The sequence below is a fragment of the Rhodanobacter sp. TND4EL1 genome, assembly GCF_054061035.1.
In genome coordinates this window covers 1,044,648-1,060,466 of record NZ_JBSSDT010000001.1, presented here as the reverse complement: position 1 = coordinate 1,060,466, position 15,819 = coordinate 1,044,648, and the positions used below count along the sequence as shown (strand labels likewise).

At 64.4% G+C, this 15,819-nt stretch carries 18 protein-coding genes; 10 read left to right on the top strand and 8 right to left on the bottom strand.

Annotated features, from left to right (window positions below):
* Positions 1–2: 2 nt before the first annotated feature.
* Positions 3–1,136: a T6SS phospholipase effector Tle1-like catalytic domain-containing protein gene (locus ACVWWQ_RS04980; protein ID WP_133949511.1), complete on the bottom strand. Its 1,134-nt coding sequence runs from the start codon at positions 1,134–1,136 to the stop codon at positions 3–5.
* Between the two features lie 149 nt (positions 1,137–1,285).
* Here ACVWWQ_RS04980 and ACVWWQ_RS04975 point away from each other — a divergent pair, with 149 nt between their 5' ends.
* On the top strand, positions 1,286–2,128 hold the full coding sequence (locus tag ACVWWQ_RS04975) for an isocitrate lyase/PEP mutase family protein (protein ID WP_133949513.1): 843 nt from the start codon (positions 1,286–1,288) through the stop codon (positions 2,126–2,128).
* A gap of 98 nt (positions 2,129–2,226) precedes the next feature.
* Complete coding sequence (gene chaB, locus ACVWWQ_RS04970; protein ID WP_133949515.1) at positions 2,227–2,454, top strand: putative cation transport regulator ChaB; 228 nt, start codon at positions 2,227–2,229, stop codon at positions 2,452–2,454.
* Positions 2,455–2,496: 42 nt separating this feature from the next.
* Here chaB and ACVWWQ_RS04965 read toward each other — a convergent pair whose 3' ends face one another.
* The 5 genes from ACVWWQ_RS04965 to ACVWWQ_RS04945 all read right to left on the bottom strand — a co-directional run bounded on the left by ACVWWQ_RS04965 (position 2,497) and on the right by ACVWWQ_RS04945 (position 5,605).
* Positions 2,497–2,991: a hypothetical protein gene (locus ACVWWQ_RS04965; RefSeq protein ID WP_099651635.1), complete on the bottom strand. Its 495-nt coding sequence runs from the start codon at positions 2,989–2,991 to the stop codon at positions 2,497–2,499.
* A gap of 83 nt (positions 2,992–3,074) precedes the next feature.
* Complete coding sequence (gene minE, locus ACVWWQ_RS04960) at positions 3,075–3,359, bottom strand: cell division topological specificity factor MinE (RefSeq protein ID WP_099651636.1); 285 nt, start codon at positions 3,357–3,359, stop codon at positions 3,075–3,077.
* A gap of 5 nt (positions 3,360–3,364) precedes the next feature.
* Complete coding sequence (minD, locus tag ACVWWQ_RS04955; protein WP_133949517.1) at positions 3,365–4,180, bottom strand: septum site-determining protein MinD; 816 nt, start codon at positions 4,178–4,180, stop codon at positions 3,365–3,367.
* A gap of 37 nt (positions 4,181–4,217) precedes the next feature.
* Positions 4,218–4,988 carry a septum site-determining protein MinC gene (gene minC, locus ACVWWQ_RS04950; RefSeq protein ID WP_133949519.1) on the bottom strand — a complete coding sequence of 257 codons (771 nt, stop codon included), beginning with the start codon at positions 4,986–4,988 and terminating at the stop codon, positions 4,218–4,220.
* On the bottom strand, positions 4,985–5,605 hold the full coding sequence (locus tag ACVWWQ_RS04945) for a GNAT family N-acetyltransferase (protein WP_133949521.1): 621 nt from the start codon (positions 5,603–5,605) through the stop codon (positions 4,985–4,987). The genes minC and ACVWWQ_RS04945 overlap by 4 nt, the downstream gene beginning before the upstream one ends.
* 196 nt (positions 5,606–5,801) lie before the next feature.
* Here ACVWWQ_RS04945 and ACVWWQ_RS04940 point away from each other — a divergent pair, with 196 nt between their 5' ends.
* The 7 genes from ACVWWQ_RS04940 (at position 5,802) to ACVWWQ_RS04910 (ending at position 14,145) form a co-directional block, all read left to right on the top strand.
* Complete coding sequence (locus tag ACVWWQ_RS04940) at positions 5,802–7,028, top strand: sensor histidine kinase (RefSeq protein WP_133949523.1); 1,227 nt, start codon at positions 5,802–5,804, stop codon at positions 7,026–7,028.
* Between the two features lie 107 nt (positions 7,029–7,135).
* The gene (locus ACVWWQ_RS04935) at positions 7,136–7,777 is read left to right on the top strand and encodes a response regulator (protein WP_007806385.1); all 642 of its coding nucleotides are present in this window, start codon (positions 7,136–7,138) and stop codon (positions 7,775–7,777) included.
* 244 nt (positions 7,778–8,021) lie between these two features.
* Positions 8,022–9,392 (top strand): polyketide cyclase, encoded by a 1,371-nt coding sequence (locus ACVWWQ_RS04930; protein WP_099651641.1) that lies wholly within the window; start codon positions 8,022–8,024, stop codon positions 9,390–9,392.
* 165 nt (positions 9,393–9,557) lie between these two features.
* The gene (locus ACVWWQ_RS04925) at positions 9,558–10,499 is read left to right on the top strand and encodes an ABC transporter ATP-binding protein (RefSeq protein WP_099651642.1); all 942 of its coding nucleotides are present in this window, start codon (positions 9,558–9,560) and stop codon (positions 10,497–10,499) included.
* Positions 10,496–11,230: an ABC transporter permease subunit gene (locus ACVWWQ_RS04920; RefSeq protein WP_099651643.1), complete on the top strand. Its 735-nt coding sequence runs from the start codon at positions 10,496–10,498 to the stop codon at positions 11,228–11,230. Before ACVWWQ_RS04925 ends, ACVWWQ_RS04920 begins: the two co-directional genes overlap by 4 nt.
* Positions 11,231–11,234: 4 nt before the next feature.
* Positions 11,235–13,151, top strand: coding sequence for a Gldg family protein (locus tag ACVWWQ_RS04915; RefSeq protein WP_133949525.1), 1,917 nt, complete (start codon positions 11,235–11,237; stop codon positions 13,149–13,151).
* Positions 13,152–13,263: 112 nt separating this feature from the next.
* Positions 13,264–14,145, top strand: coding sequence for a cytochrome c oxidase assembly protein (locus ACVWWQ_RS04910; protein ID WP_133949527.1), 882 nt, complete (start codon positions 13,264–13,266; stop codon positions 14,143–14,145).
* A 75-nt stretch (positions 14,146–14,220) separates the two neighbouring features.
* Here the strand turns inward: ACVWWQ_RS04910 and ACVWWQ_RS04905 are convergent, their stop codons facing one another.
* Together ACVWWQ_RS04905 and ACVWWQ_RS04900 are read right to left on the bottom strand one after the other, a co-directional pair.
* Positions 14,221–14,724 (bottom strand): copper chaperone PCu(A)C, encoded by a 504-nt coding sequence (locus tag ACVWWQ_RS04905; RefSeq protein WP_133949529.1) that lies wholly within the window; start codon positions 14,722–14,724, stop codon positions 14,221–14,223.
* Positions 14,721–15,335, bottom strand: a complete 615-nt coding sequence (locus ACVWWQ_RS04900; RefSeq protein ID WP_099651647.1) for an SCO family protein — start codon at positions 15,333–15,335, stop codon at positions 14,721–14,723. The genes ACVWWQ_RS04905 and ACVWWQ_RS04900 overlap by 4 nt, the downstream gene beginning before the upstream one ends.
* An 83-nt stretch (positions 15,336–15,418) precedes the next feature.
* Here ACVWWQ_RS04900 and ACVWWQ_RS04895 point away from each other — a divergent pair, with 83 nt between their 5' ends.
* Positions 15,419–15,796 (top strand): DUF423 domain-containing protein, encoded by a 378-nt coding sequence (locus ACVWWQ_RS04895; RefSeq protein ID WP_133949531.1) that lies wholly within the window; start codon positions 15,419–15,421, stop codon positions 15,794–15,796.
* The last annotated feature ends 23 nt before the right edge of the window (positions 15,797–15,819 follow it).

The following is a 15,819-nucleotide window of genomic DNA, read 5'->3' as shown; positions in this document are numbered from 1 at the left end:
GGTCATGCCAGGGGCGGCCCGTCCGCCAGGGCCACCGCTTCGACCGAGATCAGCACCGTGCCGCTGGCCAGCGCGTGGGCCAGTGACGGTGAGCGGTAACTGCCGTCGGCGAGCCAGCGTTGCCACACCGAGTCGTCAATCTTCTCGTTGACGCCGGTGCCGATCTGGCGGTCGGTCGGTGACTGGAAGTCCTTGTAGAAGCCGTACATGAACTCCTTGTAGGAGTCGCGGGGGACGCCGGTGTTCGCATCGGCGGCGGGTATCAGCAGCTCGCTGCAGGCCAGGCCGGCAGCGATCGCCTTGCGCTGCAACCAGGCCAGCGACAGGTCGGGCAGGGGGTCGGGCTTGCGGCCGGCGCCATCGCAGTCGTTGCCGCCACCGACGTCCGAATGCGAGCCGATGAACCAACGTTGCTCGATCTCGATTTGTTCGACCTTCTTGGAGCTCAGCGATTCGCCGGGCTTCACCGTAAACGGGTTGCGAGTCCATACCGCCGGTGCAAAATCGCCGCGGTGTTCATCCAGTGCCAACGCCTGATAAGCATATTTGACGATCTTGCTGAGTTCGGTGTCGTGGAACTGGTAGCGCGCCCGGGCAAAGGGAAACCACGAGGCGGTATCGGGAATGCCGAGCGAGCCCACGGTGTCCCAGACGCCAATGAAGTGGATGTCGATCTCGATCGAATGGTCGGCGCGAAACTCCACCGCCACCGGATCGTCCGGCTTGCTGTCGGCGTCGCGATAGAAATCGTAGGCGGCGGCAACATCGGACTTTGCCACGCTGCCGCCGTTGTCGCAGCGGAGCAGGCCGCATTTGCGGATGAATCCGCCGAGACTGCGTGCGGTGTAGGCACCCCGACTGAAGCCGAACAGATAGATCTGGTCACCGGGCTGCCAGTGCTCGCACAGCCAGCGGTAGCCGTCGGTCACGTTGCCGGAAAGGCCATAACCGAACGCGCCACCGAGCAGATGGGTGAGGCCGCCTTTCACCCCGACACCGGGAACGTAGTTGACCAGTTGCGGATGGCCGGCGTCGTCATCGGGCGCGATCAGCTGGCGCAGCCGCTCCACGTTGGTGTGGGACTCAGGCTTGTTCCAGGTGCCGTCGAACAGCAGCACCAGCCGGCGGTGGGCCATGGCGTTCTCAGCGCGGCGGGCAACGGTTTGCCTTGGACGACTGTAAGCCGCAGTAGCCCGCCCGGCCAGTGCCCCGCCATGGCGCATGCGAGAACCCGCCGCGCGCGTAAACTTGGCAGTTGCTCCCAGACATCTCACGGACAACGCCGATGGAACAGCAGACACAGATTGATCGGGCGCGCGCCTTTCGCGCGATGCACGCTCGCGGCCAACGCGTGTTGCTGCTGCCCAACGCATGGGATGCCGCCAGCGCCCGGTTGTTCGCCCAACGCGGCTTCGCCGCGATCGCCACCACCAGCGGCGGCATGGCCTGGTCACTGGGCTACGCCGACGGCGAACACGCGCCGCTGGCGGAGGTGGTGGCCGCAGTCGCGCGTATCACGCGCGTGGTCCAGCTGCCGGTGACGGTGGATATCGAGACCGGTTATGGCGACACGCCGCAGGCGGTGGCCAGCACCGTGCGGGCGGTGATCGCTGCCGGTGCAGTGGGTATCAATATCGAGGATGGCGCGCCCGGCCACGGGCCGCTGCGTCCTGTCGAGGAGGCCGTGGCGCGGGTGCGCGGCGCCCGCGAGGCAGCGGACGCCAGTGGCGTGCCGATCGTGATCAACGCTCGCGTCGACCACTGGCTGCAGGCGGACCCGGCCGACCCAGCGACTTTCCTGGAAGATGCCGTGCAACGGGCCCGAAGGTATCTGGCCGCGGGCGCCGACTGCATCTATCCGATCGGTCTGCGAGACCCGGCTGTTCTGGCGACACTGGCAGCGGCGCTCGATGCCCCGATCAATGTGGCGGCGGCTGCGGGCATGCCCGGTCTGGTCGAACTGGCCCGGCTTGGAGTGGCCCGCGTCAGCACCGCGACCCGGCTGGCCACGCTGGCACTGGGAGCGGTCGACCAGGCGGTGCGCGGGATGCTCGATGGTAGCCATTTCGAAGGCCTGATCACTGACTTCAGCTACGCCGATGCCCAGCGCTTGTTCGTGCCGGATTGAAATCCCGGCAGGCATTCGCGCGTTGCGAACATGGAATTGACGGGCGCTGGACGGGGGAAGGCTCACCCTCGCCCCGGTGTCGAACCTGGAGCACAGCCATGCCGTACCAGACAGTCAGCGAGTTGCCCGATTCCGTGCGTGACCACGTGCCCAGGCACGCGCAGGAAATCTACAGGGAAGCCTTCAACAGCGCCTGGCAGGAGTACGCCGACAAGGGTGAGCGCCGCGGCGACGAGTCGCGCGAGGAAGTGGCGCACAAGGTGGCGTGGGCCGCGGTGAAGAAGAAATACAGCAAGGGCAGCGATGGCGACTGGCACGCCAGCTAGCCGATCAGGATCACGGTATCTGCGAAATGTCCCGGCGCGGACTCAGTGGGGTAGCTGGCGCGCGATCAGGAAGCTGCGCGCATTGTCGGCGTCCTGCTCGAACCAGGCCCGGGTCGAGCCGAGCCGGAACGAGTAACCCCAGGCGTCCATGTCGGTCATCAGGCGCTCACGGCCGACACCGGGAAGTTCGTCCGCCAGCACGATCTGCAGGTAGCAGGTGGCGTCTTCTTCCTCGATCGAATCGGTGGCGTCGGTATGCACCTGCGCCCGTTGTTCCGGTGGCAGCACGATCAGATGACCAGCCTCGTGCAACAACGAATGCACCGGGGTGTCGTCACGCGCATAGACCGTGGTGCCGATGATGCCGGCCTCGTCATCACCCCAGAAGCTGCCTGGAATCGGTGCGCCATCGGCGACGCGTTGAAGCTGGAGGTCGAATCGGGCAAGCAGCGCGGCAGGCAGCTCGAAGCCGATCTGGCCCACGCGCATCACGCTGCTGGCCGGGTCGCTGGCGGAAGAATGGTTGTCGGGGTGCATGGGTGGGCGCGACGCGCGCAGTATCCGGCCGGGAAGGAGGCGCCGGGCGACGTGCCGTCACCCGGCTGGATGGCAGCGACTGCTCAGCCGGTCTGCGCTTCGCTCTTGGCAGGGAGCTTGCCGTCGGGCAGGGTCACCGAGAGTTCCAGGATTTCATGGCCGCTGTCGCGCTCGAAATTGATGTTGATCGCATCGAGATCGACATGGACGTATTTCTTGATCACTTCGAGCAATTCGTTGCGCATCATCGGCAGGTAGTCCGGGGCGCCGCGGGTGGAGCGTTCCTGCGCCACGATGATGCGCAGTCGTTCGCGCGCCACATTGGCGGTTGGTTCCGGCTTGCGCTTCAGGAAATCGAGAATACCCATCGTGATCAACCTCCGAACACGCGCTGGAGAAAGCCCTTCTTGGGCACGTCGATGAAGCGGAGCGGGCGCTCCTCACCAAGGATGCGGGCGACGGTGTCGCCATAAGCCTGGCCGGCCAGTGAATTGGCGTCCACGATGACCGGGATGCCGTTGTTGGAGGCGGTCAGCACGTTCTCCGATTCGGGGATCACGCCAACCACCTGGATACCGAGAATTTCCTCGACATCCTTCACGCTGAGCATTTCACCAATGGCGACGCGGGCCGGGTTGTAGCGGGTCAGCAGCAGGTGCTGGGTGATCGGCGGCTCGCCTTTCTCGGCGCGCCGGGTCTTGCTGGCAAGCAGGCCCAGGATACGGTCGGAGTCACGCACCGAGGAAACTTCCGGATTGACCACCACCACCGCGTGGTCGGCGAAATACATCGCCAGGTGGGCGCCCTTCTCGATGCCGGCCGGCGAGTCGCATACCACGTAATCGAAGCCGTCCGCGGACAGGCCGTCGAGCACTTTCTCGACGCCTTCCAGGGTCAGTGCATCCTTGTCGCGGGTCTGGCTGGCCGCCAGCACGTAGAGGTTGTCGTAGCGCTTGTCCTTGATCAGCGACTGCTTCAGCGTGGCTTCGCCGTGCACGACATTGACGAAGTCGTACACCACGCGCCGTTCGCAACCCATGATCAGGTCGAGGTTGCGCAGGCCGACGTCGAAGTCGATCACGGCGACTTTCTTGCCGGCCATGGCCAGGCCGGTGGCGAGGGAGGCGCTGGTCGTCGTCTTGCCGACGCCGCCTTTGCCGGAGGTGACAACGATAATCTCAGCAGTCAAGGGCCCATCTCCGCATGTTTGTTTTTGTTGTGGGTGATCACAGCTTGGCGATCATCAGTTTTTCGCCATCGAGCCAGCATTGCACGGACTGGCCCTCGAGGTCGTCAGGAATCTGTTCGAACACGCGATATTGCCCGGCGATCGCCACCAGTTCGGCGCGGAAGTCGGAAACGAAGATGCGTGCCTTTTCGTCGCCCTGCGCGCCGGCCATGGCGCGACCACGCAAGCCGCCGTAAATGTGGATGTTGCCATCGGCGATGACCTCGGCGCCGTTGGCGACGGCGCCGGTGACGATCAGGTCGCGTTCGCGCGCATAGACCTGTTGGCCCGAGCGCACGGAGCCGACATGCTGCTGTGCGCCGAGCACGCTGCCGGCGGCCGGGGTCGACAGGATCGGTTCGCGTTGCACGGCCGGGGCCGGCGCGGCGCGGGGAGCCGGCTCGGCGGCGACGGGCGCGCCCTGGGCCGGCTCGTAGGCAGCCCGGAACTTGGCGATCAGTGGCAGGCCCATGCGCTTGGCCAGCGCTTCGGTTTCGGCGGTGCCGTAGGCCAGCCCCACCGGCAGCATGCCGGCGCTGCGCACCGCTTCGAGCAACGCGTCGACGGTGCCGTCATCGGGCAGCTCAAGCAGGTGGCTCAGGTCGAGCACCACGGCGGCGCGGGCAAACATTTGGGGCGCGGCGCGCACGCGGCGCTCCAGCTCGTCGCACAAGGCGGCGGCATCGACGCGGCGCACGCGCACGCAGGCAATGCCGACCTGGCCGAAACGCAGGTCGCAGGCGTCGGCGACATCCATGCTGGCATTCATGCGCGGTGCTCCCCGGCGAGTCGCCGTGGATGGGGTTCAATCGGGTCCGGGCGGTCACGCTCGGCCAGCCACGGCACATCGGGAAGGCCGCCGCGTTCCAGCCAGGTGTCACGCACGTAGGCGTAGCTGGGCAGGTCGCGCGCCAGCAGGCTGACTTGCGGACCGTGGTCGCCCATGCGCTGCTGACCGACTTCCTGGAAACCGTAGGTGCCATGGAACAGCACCACCACGTCGTCGCGCGGTTCCAGGAACACCTCGCAGGTAAGCAGTGGCACGCGCACTTCGGCATAGCTGTGCACGTCGCAATAGAAGATGCGACCCAGGCCGTGGCGACGGTAGGCGTTCGCGATCACGATGCGGTCGATGTACAGGAACTGCGGGTAATGTTCGGCGAACCAGCGGTAGTTCGGACTTTCGTAATTGCCGCCTTCGCGCAGGGCAATCAGGAAACCGGCAAGCTGGCCATCGATTTCGGCCACGCGGAAGTACTCGGCGTGCTCGTGGAAGTAGCGCAACTGTGCAGCGTCGAGGGCGAGGATGGAGCGACCGGCAGCGTTGTTGAGCGCCAGTACGGCATCCAGGTCGTGCTCGCGCACGTCGCGGATGGCAAGGGCCATTCGTTGCTCCGCAAGGGTGGATTTGGGGGACAAGGCCGATCCGCGGTCTTGCACAAGGTCCCATTATGACATGCGCCCGGGGCGGGTACATCTCGCAATGGCACATGTAAAAGCTTCGTAAAACGGCGCGATTCCGCCGGCTGGGCATGACTTCTCGCGCATTGCGCGAATCGCCCGCGCGGCCAATGATGCGAGGATGCGCTGGCCATACTTCAACCATATCCGACTGCTTCGGTACGCAGGCTTCTTTACGTACCTGTCGATGGGCTCACCACTCGTTACCAGTTGGGCGGCCGAGCGCGTATCCGCTCTGAACCCGCTGCACAGCGCCAACTTCGCGCTGTTGCTGTGGACACTTTGCTACTTGGTGTTCGGCCTGATGTACTGGCTGATCACCGGCAACCTGGGGTCACGGCGCCACCTGCTGCTGAAACTGACCGGGCTGGCGGTGATGACGGCCACGGCGATGGCAGTCGGTTGGTACAGCCACAGCGGTCTGTCCGCGATGCTGATGGTGGTGATCGCCATGGTTTTGCCGTGGGTGCTGCCGACTTGGGTGGGCGTGCTATGCATACTGCTGCAAAATGTTGGGTTGGTGATGGTTTTCAGCAGTTTTCCGGACTACAGCGTGCAGTTGGCGATTCTGCAGACCTTTCTTTTCGAGGGTCTGTCGGTACTTGCCTTCACTGTATCGATGGTGGCCAGCCAGCAGGCCGAGCAGCGCGACGTGCAACGGCGACTCAACTCCGAGTTGCGCGCTACTCGTGCCTTGCTGGCCGAATCCAGCCGCATCGCCGAGCGCATGCGCATTGCGCGCGACCTGCATGACCTGATCGGGCACCATCTGACTGCGTTGAGTCTGAATCTGGAAGTGGCCAGCCATCTCACCAACGAAGCCGCCGGTGCGCACGTGCGCAAGGCGCAAAGCACGGCAAAACTGCTGTTGGCGGACGTGCGCGAGGTGGTCAGCGAGTTGCGTCAGGACGACGCGATCGACCTGACCCAGGCCCTGCGCGGGCTGGCCGAGGGTGTGCCTGGCCTGCAGGTGCACGTGGTGATGCCGCCGCGCTTCAGCGTGGAAGACCCGCGCCTGGCCCAGGTGCTGCTGCGCTGCGCGCAGGAAATCATCACCAATGCCGCACGTCATGCCGGCGCACGCAATCTGTGGTTGAACTTTGCCTATGCCGGGGAAGATCTGATCGGCCTGCACGCGCGCGACGATGGCCGCGGTGCCGAGAACGTCGCGCCGGGCAACGGCCTGTCGGGCATGCGCGAGCGCCTGATCGAGTTCGGTGGCAGCCTGACCCTGGACAGCGGGGCAGGCCAGGGCTTTGCCCTGACCGTGCGGTTGCCACTGGGCGAACACCCTGCGTTGGCCCATGCGCCCATCCGGCTTGAGCCACCTGCGCTCAATGTGTCGTAATCTGTGCAGTCGGCGCCGGGATGCGAAAGTGCGTCGGCGTTGGCAGCGGCTTGCCGTGCCAGCTGCGAGCATCACGTCATCAATCCATGTTTTCCCGAGGATCCGCGATGATTTCCGTTTGTCTCGTCGACGACCAGAATCTGGTTCGCCAGGGCGTTCGCTCGCTGCTGGATCTGGCCGAAGATATCCGCGTGGTGGCCGAGTGCGCCGATGGTGCGCAGGCCGTGCAGGATATTCCGCGGATCAAGCCCGACGTGGTGCTGCTGGACCTGCGCATGCCGAACATGAGCGGGCTGGAAGTGCTGCAGGCGCTCTCCGCCCGCAATGAGCTGCCGCCCACGATCATCCTTACCACCTTCGACGACGACCAACTTGTGCTGCAGGGCCTCAAGGCCGGCGCCCGCGGCTACCTGTTGAAGGACGTTTCGCTGGAGCAGCTGGTCGAGGCGGTTCGCACGGTCGCCGCGGGTGGCTCGCTGGTCGCACCCATGGTGACCCAGCGGCTGATGGCCGGGGTCTCCCGGATGCAGAACAACTTCACCAGCCTCGAGCAGCCGGACCCGCTGACCGAGCGCGAAACCGAGATCCTTCGGCTGCTGTCCGGCGGTTACAGCAACAAGGAGATCGCCAATTCGCTCAAGGTCGCCGAGGGTACGGTGAAGAACCACGTTTCCAACATCCTCTCCAAGCTGGGCGTGCGCGACCGGACCCGGGCGGTGCTGAAAGCGCTTGAAATGGGCATTGTGTGATGCCTGACCGGGCCGGGACCTTGCAAACAGGCGATTTCGGCGACTCGGGAGGGCGGTTTTCCAGCCCTGAAAAACGACCTTTCAGGCAGATAGCGTTCGAGCCTCTGAGCAAGTAACATCCGTAACTTCGGCAATTGCCGACCCCCTGCCATGGCCCTCGGCCCCCACCGAAGGGCGGGCCCGTGCGGAAGGCCGGGGCAACACTATCTAGGTATGGCGTAAAGACGCTTCGGAGAACTCTGGAATGATGCGTGTCTTTGAATTTCTTGTTGCCCTGGTCATCGTTGCGGTTATCGGTGTCCTGGCGGCTGTGGTCATGCCCGGCAGCGGCCATGTGGAACGCCAGCTGGTCATTGGCAAGGACATGCGTCAGGTCTATGACGTGCTCGACAACTACCGTCGCCTGCCGGACTACTCGGTACTGCGTTCGCTCGATCCCAACGTCAAGTTCAGCCTCTCCGGCAAGGCCTACGGCCCGGGCTCGGAAATCAGCTGGACCTCGACCGACGCCAAACTGGGCAATGGTGGCCTGACCATCGCCAGCGCCACGCCCGAGTTTGACCAGATCGACGGCAACACCAAGAGTGCCAGCATCGTCTGGAACCTGGACAACGACTGGCGCGGCCTGGACAAGCACTTCACGCTGGATCTGGAGCGTCAGGGCAACCGCGGTCAGCTCACCCAGGTGACCTGGTCGTATGACGTGTCCTACGGCTGGAATCTGGTCAACCGCTTCGCCAACCTCTACATCCATGGCGACCCGGACTCCTTCATCCAGTTCAGCCTGAACAATCTGCAGAACGTGCTGGCCGGCGTGCCGAACATCGACTACAGCCAGCTCATTCCGTACATCGAGCAGACCCAGCCCACTCCGGTGCTGCTGGTATCCAGCTCGATCCAGCGCAAGGACGGCCTGGAAGGGCTGGACGATGCCGTGGCCAAGGCGACCACCGAGGTCCAGGCGACCGCCAAGAAGCTCGGCGTGAACATCGTCGGCTCGCGCATCCTGATCACCACCAACTATGGCGACCAGACCTACACCTTCGATGTGGCCTTCCCGATCGACAGCAGTACGCTGACCGTGAATGGCCAGAGTGAGCAACTCACCGCGGCTACCCCGCCGTCGCTGGATACTTCCGCCGACCCCGCCGAGGCCAGCAGCGCCGCCGCTGCAGCTGACAGCGCGTTGGCCGCCGGCAGCCGCGATCGCTACGGTCGCCTAGTGGTGGATGGCAACGTGCGTGCCGCCCTGGCATTCGGTGGCGCAGCGCTCAAGGGTGTGTGGAACGGCACCTTCGCCGGCGTGCCGCAGACCCGCGAAATGCTGAAGGCTTATGCGCAGACCCACGGTTACAAGTACGACGAAGTCGTCAACCGTCCGTACGACAAGATTGCCACTCCGGAAGTGAAAGACGCCGGCGGCAACATCACCACCTACGCGAAATACGACGTGTATCTGCCGATCACCAATGCGCCGGAGAAGACCCCGGAGCAGGAAGCCGGTCTGCAGCCGCCGAGCCTGGACGACACCGCGGCGCCAGCTGCGGGCAGTTCGGCTCCGGCCCCGGCAAGCACCGCCGCCGCGCCGGCTGAGGCTGCCAGCGCGGGCAAATAAGCTCCGTTCTCGCGACCTTCCGCCGTACAGAAAGGCCCTTCCGTCATGGAGGGGCCTTTTTCTTTTGGCTCGTGACGGTTCGCTTGCGGTACATTGCACAGTCCGCGCCATGGCCTGACCAGCGTCCGACCGGCCGCGACGACCTTCCTCAATCCATCAGCGGACATGATCGAAACCGACCAGCTCACCCGATGCTATGGCCATCTCACCGCAGTGGACGCGCTGAGCATCCGCGTCGAGCCCGGTCAGGTACTGGGTCTGCTGGGCCCGAACGGCGCCGGCAAATCCACCGCGATGCGCATGATTGCCGGATTTCTGGTGCCCACCTCGGGCAGCGCGCGAGTCTGCGGTCACGACGTCAGTCGGGAGCCGCTGAAGGCGAAGCGGGCGTTGGGCTACCTGCCGGAAGGGGCACCGAGTTACGGCGAGATGACCGTGCGGGAATTCCTCCACTTCATCGTGCGCATGCGCGGGCTCAAGGCGGAAACCGGATATCGCCGCTTCGAAGCCGTGGTGCAGCAGTTGCAGCTGGAAGAAGTGCTGGAGCTGGGCATCGATACCTTGTCCAAGGGCTTGCGTCGACGGGTCGGGCTGGCCCAGGCGATCCTGCATGATCCGCCGGTGCTGATGCTGGACGAACCCACCGACGGTCTGGATCCGAATCAGAAACATGCGGTGCGCCAGTTGATCGACGTGATGGCACGCGACCGAACCATCCTGATCTCCACCCACCTGCTGGAAGAGGTCCACGCGCTGTGCAACCGGGTGGTGATCATCGCGCGCGGCAAATTGCTGGCTGACGCCACGCCGGCGGAGCTGGAAGCACGCTCGCGTTATCACGGCGCGGTATCGTTCAGCGCGCCAGGCAGCGGCATGTCGCAGGAAATGCTGGGGCGTCTGCCCCAGGTGGCCTCGATCGAGGTCGATCCGCTGGATGGACGCATCACCGTGTTTCCGAAAGCCGGCGAGCGCATTCTGGAGCCGGTGGAAACATTGCTGCGCGAGCAGGGCCTGGAAGTCTCCGAGATACAGCTGGAGCGCGGCCGACTGGACGAAGTGTTTCGGCAGATCACCACCGCCGTCAGCGTTGCCGGGAGTCACGCGTGAGCCCGGTCAATGCGGTGCTGCGACGCGAACTGCGCAGCTATTTCGTCACGCCGGTCGCCTACGTGTTCCTGGTGATCTTTCTCGTGCTCACCGGCATTCTCACGTTCTATGCGGGTGACTTTTACGAACGCGGCCAGGCCGACCTGCAGCCGTTCTTCGTGATGCATCCCTGGCTGTATCTGATCCTGGTGCCGGCGATCACCATGCGCATGTGGGCCGAAGAGACCAAGGGTGGCACGCTTGAACTGCTGCTCACTCTGCCGCTGACGCTGTGGCAGGCGATGCTCGGGAAATTCCTGGCGGCATGGCTGTTCATGGGATTGGCGCTGGCGCTCACCTTTCCCGTGTGGATCACGGTCAATTACCTCGGGTCGCCCGACAACGGCATCATCCTGGCGGGCTATCTTGGCAGCTGGTTGATGGCCGGAAGCTTCGTCGCGATCGGCGCCTGCATGTCCGCACTGACCCGCAGCCAGGTGGTGGCCTTCATCCTGACGGCGCTGGTCTGCGTGTTGCTGATCCTGATTGGCCAGCCGCAGGTGGTGGATTTCTTCTCCGGTACCTTTCCACGCAAGCTGATCAATGCCGTGGCCCATTTGTCCATGCTGCGCCACTTCGAGGCGATTTCGCGTGGTGTGCTGGATATCCGCGACCTGCTGTATTTCCTGTTGAGCACCCTTGGCTGGCTGATTGGCGGCGTGTTGTTGCTCGATCTGAAACGGACCCGCTGACACCATGGCCGATTCGCGAATCCAACGAGTGCTTTCCACGCCCTTGCGGCTGACCCGGCGCGGCATTCTCTATATCGCACTCGTGATGCTGGTGCTGGTGTTCGTGCCGCTGATCGTGGCCAGCAGTCGCTGGCTGCATGCGTCGCGCGTCGACCTGACCACGGACCAGCTCTACACGCTGACGCCCGGCACCCTGCACATCGTCGACGGCTTGCAGCGGCCACTGCGACTGACCCTGTATTTCTCCGAACACGCGACCCGCGACCTGCCGCAATTGCGCAGCTACGAGCAGCGGGTGCGCGAGATGCTGCAGGAAATGGTGGCGCGTTCGCACGGCCATATCCGACTGCAGATCATCGACCCGGTGCCGTATTCCGACGATGAGGCGAGTGCCGAGGGCAGCGGCCTGACTGCGGCGAACGGCGGCAGCAATGGTGAGCGGGTGTTCTTCGGCCTGGCCGGCAGTGCCATGTCCGGCAGCGTCGACAGCGACACCAATGATGACCGCGTGCCGGAAAAAACGCTGTCGATCGCCTTCTTCGATCCTTCCCGCGAATCCTTTCTCGAGTACGACATCGCCAAACTGGTTTACGAGTTGAATCAGACCAGCAAGCCTCAGGTCGGCTTGATCAGTTCGTTGCCGGTGGAAGGCAATCCTGTGCTCAGCGAACAGCCTTGGAGCGTGTTTCAGCAACTCGGCCAGCTGTTTGATCTGAAGACGATCGATCCGGCATCGCTGAAGAAAATCGATGACCACATCAAGGTCCTGCTGCTGATCCACCCGAAGCAGTTGACGCCGGATGCGCAATACGCGATCGATCAATATGTGCTGGGTGGCGGACACCTGGTGGTGTTTGTCGATCCGGATGCCGAACTGGACACCTCGCCATACGGACCGAACAGCATCACCTTCCCCGATCATGCGTCGGACCTGCCGCGGTTGTTCAAGGCGTGGGGGGTGGTGTACGACCCGCACAAGGTGGTGCTCGACCGGGCTCGCGCACTGCAGATTGAACTGGCGGGCAGCAGTCTCAATCACCCGGCGATGCTGGATCTCGGCCCGCAGGAGCTGAACCGGAATGATGCGGTGACCGCCAGCCTGCAACGGATCAATGTGTCCACCGTGGGCTTCTTTGACCTGGCGCCGGATGCGCATGCGCGGCTGATCCCGCTGCTGCAGAGCAGTGCCGAGGCCGAGGTGGTGCCTACCCAGCGCGTGCTGGACGCCAGCAATGAGCCGACGGCGTTGTTGCAGAACTACACCCCGGACAACGCCCATTACGTGCTTGCCGCGCGCCTGCATGGCAGTTTCGACAGCGCGTTTCCGGAGCGAGCGGCCATGCCCGGGCATCGCGCGCATTCGGGCGACAACGCCGAAGTGATCCTGGTGGCCGACACCGACCTGTTGAGCGACCGCCTCTGGGTCGAGCCGCAAACCATGCTCGGCCAGACGATGATGCGGATCTTCGCCAACAATGGAGATCTGGTGACCAACCTGGTCGACAACCTCAGCGGATCTTCCGCGTTGCTGTCCATCCGTGGTCGCTCCACGTCGCAGCGTCCATTCACCCGGGTGCAGGCCTTGCGCAACGTGGCCGATCAGAAATTCCTGCAGAAAGAACAGGAGCTGGAAAAGGAACTGGCTGACACCCGGCGTCGGCTGGATGAGTTGCAGCCGGCCAAGGGCAGTCATGGCAGCACGGCCACGGCCGAGCAGCGGCGGGAGATCGAGCAGTTCCGCCAGCGCCAGCTGGAAATCAACAAGGAATTGCGCGACGTGCAACACCAGCTCAATGCGGAGATCGATGCGCTGGGTCTGCGGCTCAAGGTCATCAATATCGTGGCGATTCCCGGATTGGTGGTGTTGTTCGGCCTGTTGTACGGCTGGCGCCGGGGGCGCCATGGGCGGCGCCGCCAGTGAAAGCGGCAATCTGCCGCAACGGCGGAGTGCGGCCGCGGCTGACTCCATGCCCCCGCAGCGTTAAGCTGGGAGGTCGCCGGCGGCTGCCGGTGCAGAAAGAAGTGTCGGTGCAGTGAGCGCAACCTTGTTGAAATGGATCGTGCCGTGGGAGTTCTCGTGGGTGCTGCTCACGTGCTTCGTGGTGACCAGCGTGCTGTACCTGCGCGGTTGCCGGCGACTGCCGGTGCGCTTCAGCAGCAAGTTGGCGTTCTGGTCCGGCATGGCGATCATCTACCTGTCGCTGCACACTTATCTGGACTATTACGCCGAGCACGAGTTCTTCATGCATCGGCTCCAGCAATTGCTGCTGCACCACATCGCGCCGCTGCTGATCGTCGCGGCGTATCCGTCCAGCGTGTTGCGTGCCGGCCTGCCTTTGGCGTGGCGGGTGCGCGTGCTGCGGCCGTTGCAGCGCTCCTGGCCCTGGCGGCTGGTGTTTGGCGTGCTGTGGAACCCGACGGTCGCGACGCTGCTGTTCATCGCGTTCATCCTGGTCTGGTTGATTCCGTCCATGCAGACGCTGGCGATGCTGGACTGGCGCATCTATCGCTTCATGAACTGGAGCATGCTGGTCAGCGGCTTTGCGTATTGGTCGCTGGTGCTCGATCACCGTCCGCACCCACCCGGCCGGATGACCGCGGGCCTGCGCGTGCTGTCGCCGGCGATCACCATGACGCCGCAAATCGTGGCCGGGGCGATCGTCACGTTTTCCAAGACCGACCTCTACCCGATCTTCGAGATTTGCGGGCGGGCATTCACGTTCAACGTGCTCACCGGGCAGTTGATCGGCGGCGTGATCATCTGGGTGCCGTCAGCGCTGGTCGAGTCGATCGGTGGCCTGATGGCACTGCGGCTCTGGTTGCGCCTGTCCCGCAATGGTCGACTGCCGCGCAGGCTGCCACGCCCGTCTCCGGTGCGGCATGCGGCGGCCATCCACATCGCTTCGCCGGACTGAGCCGCGCGCGCCAGCGCCTTGCCCGTGGCACGACGACAAACGATGAAAAGGGTCGGGCGGGTTCGCGGCGGAGGCTCAGTGGCCGTGGTCGTGCGGCATCGATCCGTGGTCCATGCCCGGCATGGCATCATCGCCAGCGTCCAGCGCGTTCGCCGGCCGTGCAATGAAATCGGTGGCCAGCGTGCTGCCGTCGGCAAACTTCAGGGTCAGTGTCACGGTGTCGCCCGGCTTCACCGGCTGCCTGGGCTGCATCAGCATCAAGTGGTAACCCGCGGGGGCCAGTTCGGCCTTGCCGTGGGCAGGCACTTGCAGTGAGTCGACCGTGCTCATGCGACTGACGCCACCGGCCGTCGAGCTCAAATGCAACATGGCTTCGGCGTAGAGGGTGCTGCTGGCGCCGCTCAGCGCAATCGGCTGGGCGCTGTCATTTTCCAGCGTGACATAGGCGCCAGCCGGCAAACTGCCGGGAAGTACGCGAATCCAGGCATGGCTGGCGTGGATATGGTCGGCATCGGCGGCATGGGCGCCGCCGGCCAGCATCAGGCCGGCAAGCAACAGTGACAGCTTGGAAAATTTCATCCGTTGGCTCCCGTATCCAACAGCAGGTGCAGATCGTGGACGAGGTCGTCGCGCGATGCGGACGGCGTGGCCAGCACGCGTGCATGGCCATCCCGATCGAACACATAAATGGCCGAGCTGTGGCTCACTTCATAATTGCCGTCGGCATCGCCCGGTTCGCGGGTGAACGCCGAACGATAGCGTTTGCTCAGTGCCTCGACGCTGCGTGCGTCACCGACCAGTCCAACCGCCCGCTTGTCGAAGGCATTGACGTAGGCGTGCATGACCGCGGGCGTGTCGCGCGCCGGATCGACGCTGACGAACAGGATCCGTGCGTCGTCCGCGAGCGGACCCAGACGTTGCATCACCACGTGCAGCTGGGCCAGGGTCAGCGGGCAGACGTCAGGGCAGTGGGTATAGCCGAAGTACAGCAGCACCACCTTGCCGCGATAATCCGCGCCGGTGACGGCCTTGCCGTTGTCGTCGGTCAACTTGAAGTCGAGATCGGGCATGTGCCCGCTGATATTGGTCAGGCGAAACGGCAGTGGTTCACCACGGTGGCAACCGCCCACCAGCAGGCAAGCCACCAGCACCATCAGCAGCGGTGCGCACAGCCGGCGCAAGGGGTTCATGCGAGAATTCCTGATCTTCATCTTTTCAAGCATACGACACCGGCCGCGCGGTCGGGTTCGTTGCGTCGGGGATCAGGCACGCCATGCGACAAAACGTCTCTACCCGCACCGCCTTGATGGTCGGCTTGGCCGGCGCCAGTGCGGTACTGCTGGGTGCGTTCGGTGCCCATGCGTTGCGCGGTGTGTTCGATGCTCGCAGTACCGAGCTTTGGCATACGGCGGTGAATTACCACGCGTGGCACGCGCTGGCGCTGGTCCTGGCGGTCGGCCTGGGGCAGGGCCGCAGCGGCAGGATCGCCCAATGGGCTTTTGTTGCCGGCATGGTCCTGTTCAGTGGCAGTCTTTATGCACTGGCGCTGGGCGCGCCGCGCTGGTGCGGCGTGATCACGCCGTTCGGCGGATTGGCACTCGTCACCGGGTGGTTGGCGCTTGGATGGACCCTGCGCACGCGCAACGTCTGAGTCTTGCGGATGTCACCCGGCGG

Bases quoted from the DNA above. Each gene is read 5' to 3' on its own strand.
- ACVWWQ_RS04935 (WP_007806385.1), top strand. From the start codon at position 7,136: ATGATTTCCGTTTGTCTCGTCGACGACCAGAATCTGGTTCGCCAGGGC.
- ACVWWQ_RS04965 (WP_099651635.1), bottom strand. From the start codon at position 2,991: ATGCACCCCGACAACCATTCTTCCGCCAGCGACCCGGCCAGCAGCGTG.
- ACVWWQ_RS04940 (WP_133949523.1), top strand. From the start codon at position 5,802: ATGCGCTGGCCATACTTCAACCATATCCGACTGCTTCGGTACGCAGGC.
- ACVWWQ_RS04905 (WP_133949529.1), bottom strand. From the start codon at position 14,724: ATGAAATTTTCCAAGCTGTCACTGTTGCTTGCCGGCCTGATGCTGGCC.
- ACVWWQ_RS04915 (WP_133949525.1), top strand. From the start codon at position 11,235: ATGGCCGATTCGCGAATCCAACGAGTGCTTTCCACGCCCTTGCGGCTG.
- ACVWWQ_RS04925 (WP_099651642.1), top strand. From the start codon at position 9,558: ATGATCGAAACCGACCAGCTCACCCGATGCTATGGCCATCTCACCGCA.
- ACVWWQ_RS04975 (WP_133949513.1), top strand. From the start codon at position 1,286: ATGGAACAGCAGACACAGATTGATCGGGCGCGCGCCTTTCGCGCGATG.
- ACVWWQ_RS04895 (WP_133949531.1), top strand. From the start codon at position 15,419: ATGCGACAAAACGTCTCTACCCGCACCGCCTTGATGGTCGGCTTGGCC.
- minC (WP_133949519.1), bottom strand. From the start codon at position 4,988: ATGAATGCCAGCATGGATGTCGCCGACGCCTGCGACCTGCGTTTCGGC.
- ACVWWQ_RS04945 (WP_133949521.1), bottom strand. From the start codon at position 5,605: ATGGCCCTTGCCATCCGCGACGTGCGCGAGCACGACCTGGATGCCGTA.
- chaB (WP_133949515.1), top strand. From the start codon at position 2,227: ATGCCGTACCAGACAGTCAGCGAGTTGCCCGATTCCGTGCGTGACCAC.
- ACVWWQ_RS04930 (WP_099651641.1), top strand. From the start codon at position 8,022: ATGATGCGTGTCTTTGAATTTCTTGTTGCCCTGGTCATCGTTGCGGTT.
- minE (WP_099651636.1), bottom strand. From the start codon at position 3,359: ATGGGTATTCTCGATTTCCTGAAGCGCAAGCCGGAACCAACCGCCAAT.
- ACVWWQ_RS04900 (WP_099651647.1), bottom strand. From the start codon at position 15,335: ATGAACCCCTTGCGCCGGCTGTGCGCACCGCTGCTGATGGTGCTGGTG.
- ACVWWQ_RS04980 (WP_133949511.1), bottom strand. From the start codon at position 1,136: ATGGCCCACCGCCGGCTGGTGCTGCTGTTCGACGGCACCTGGAACAAG.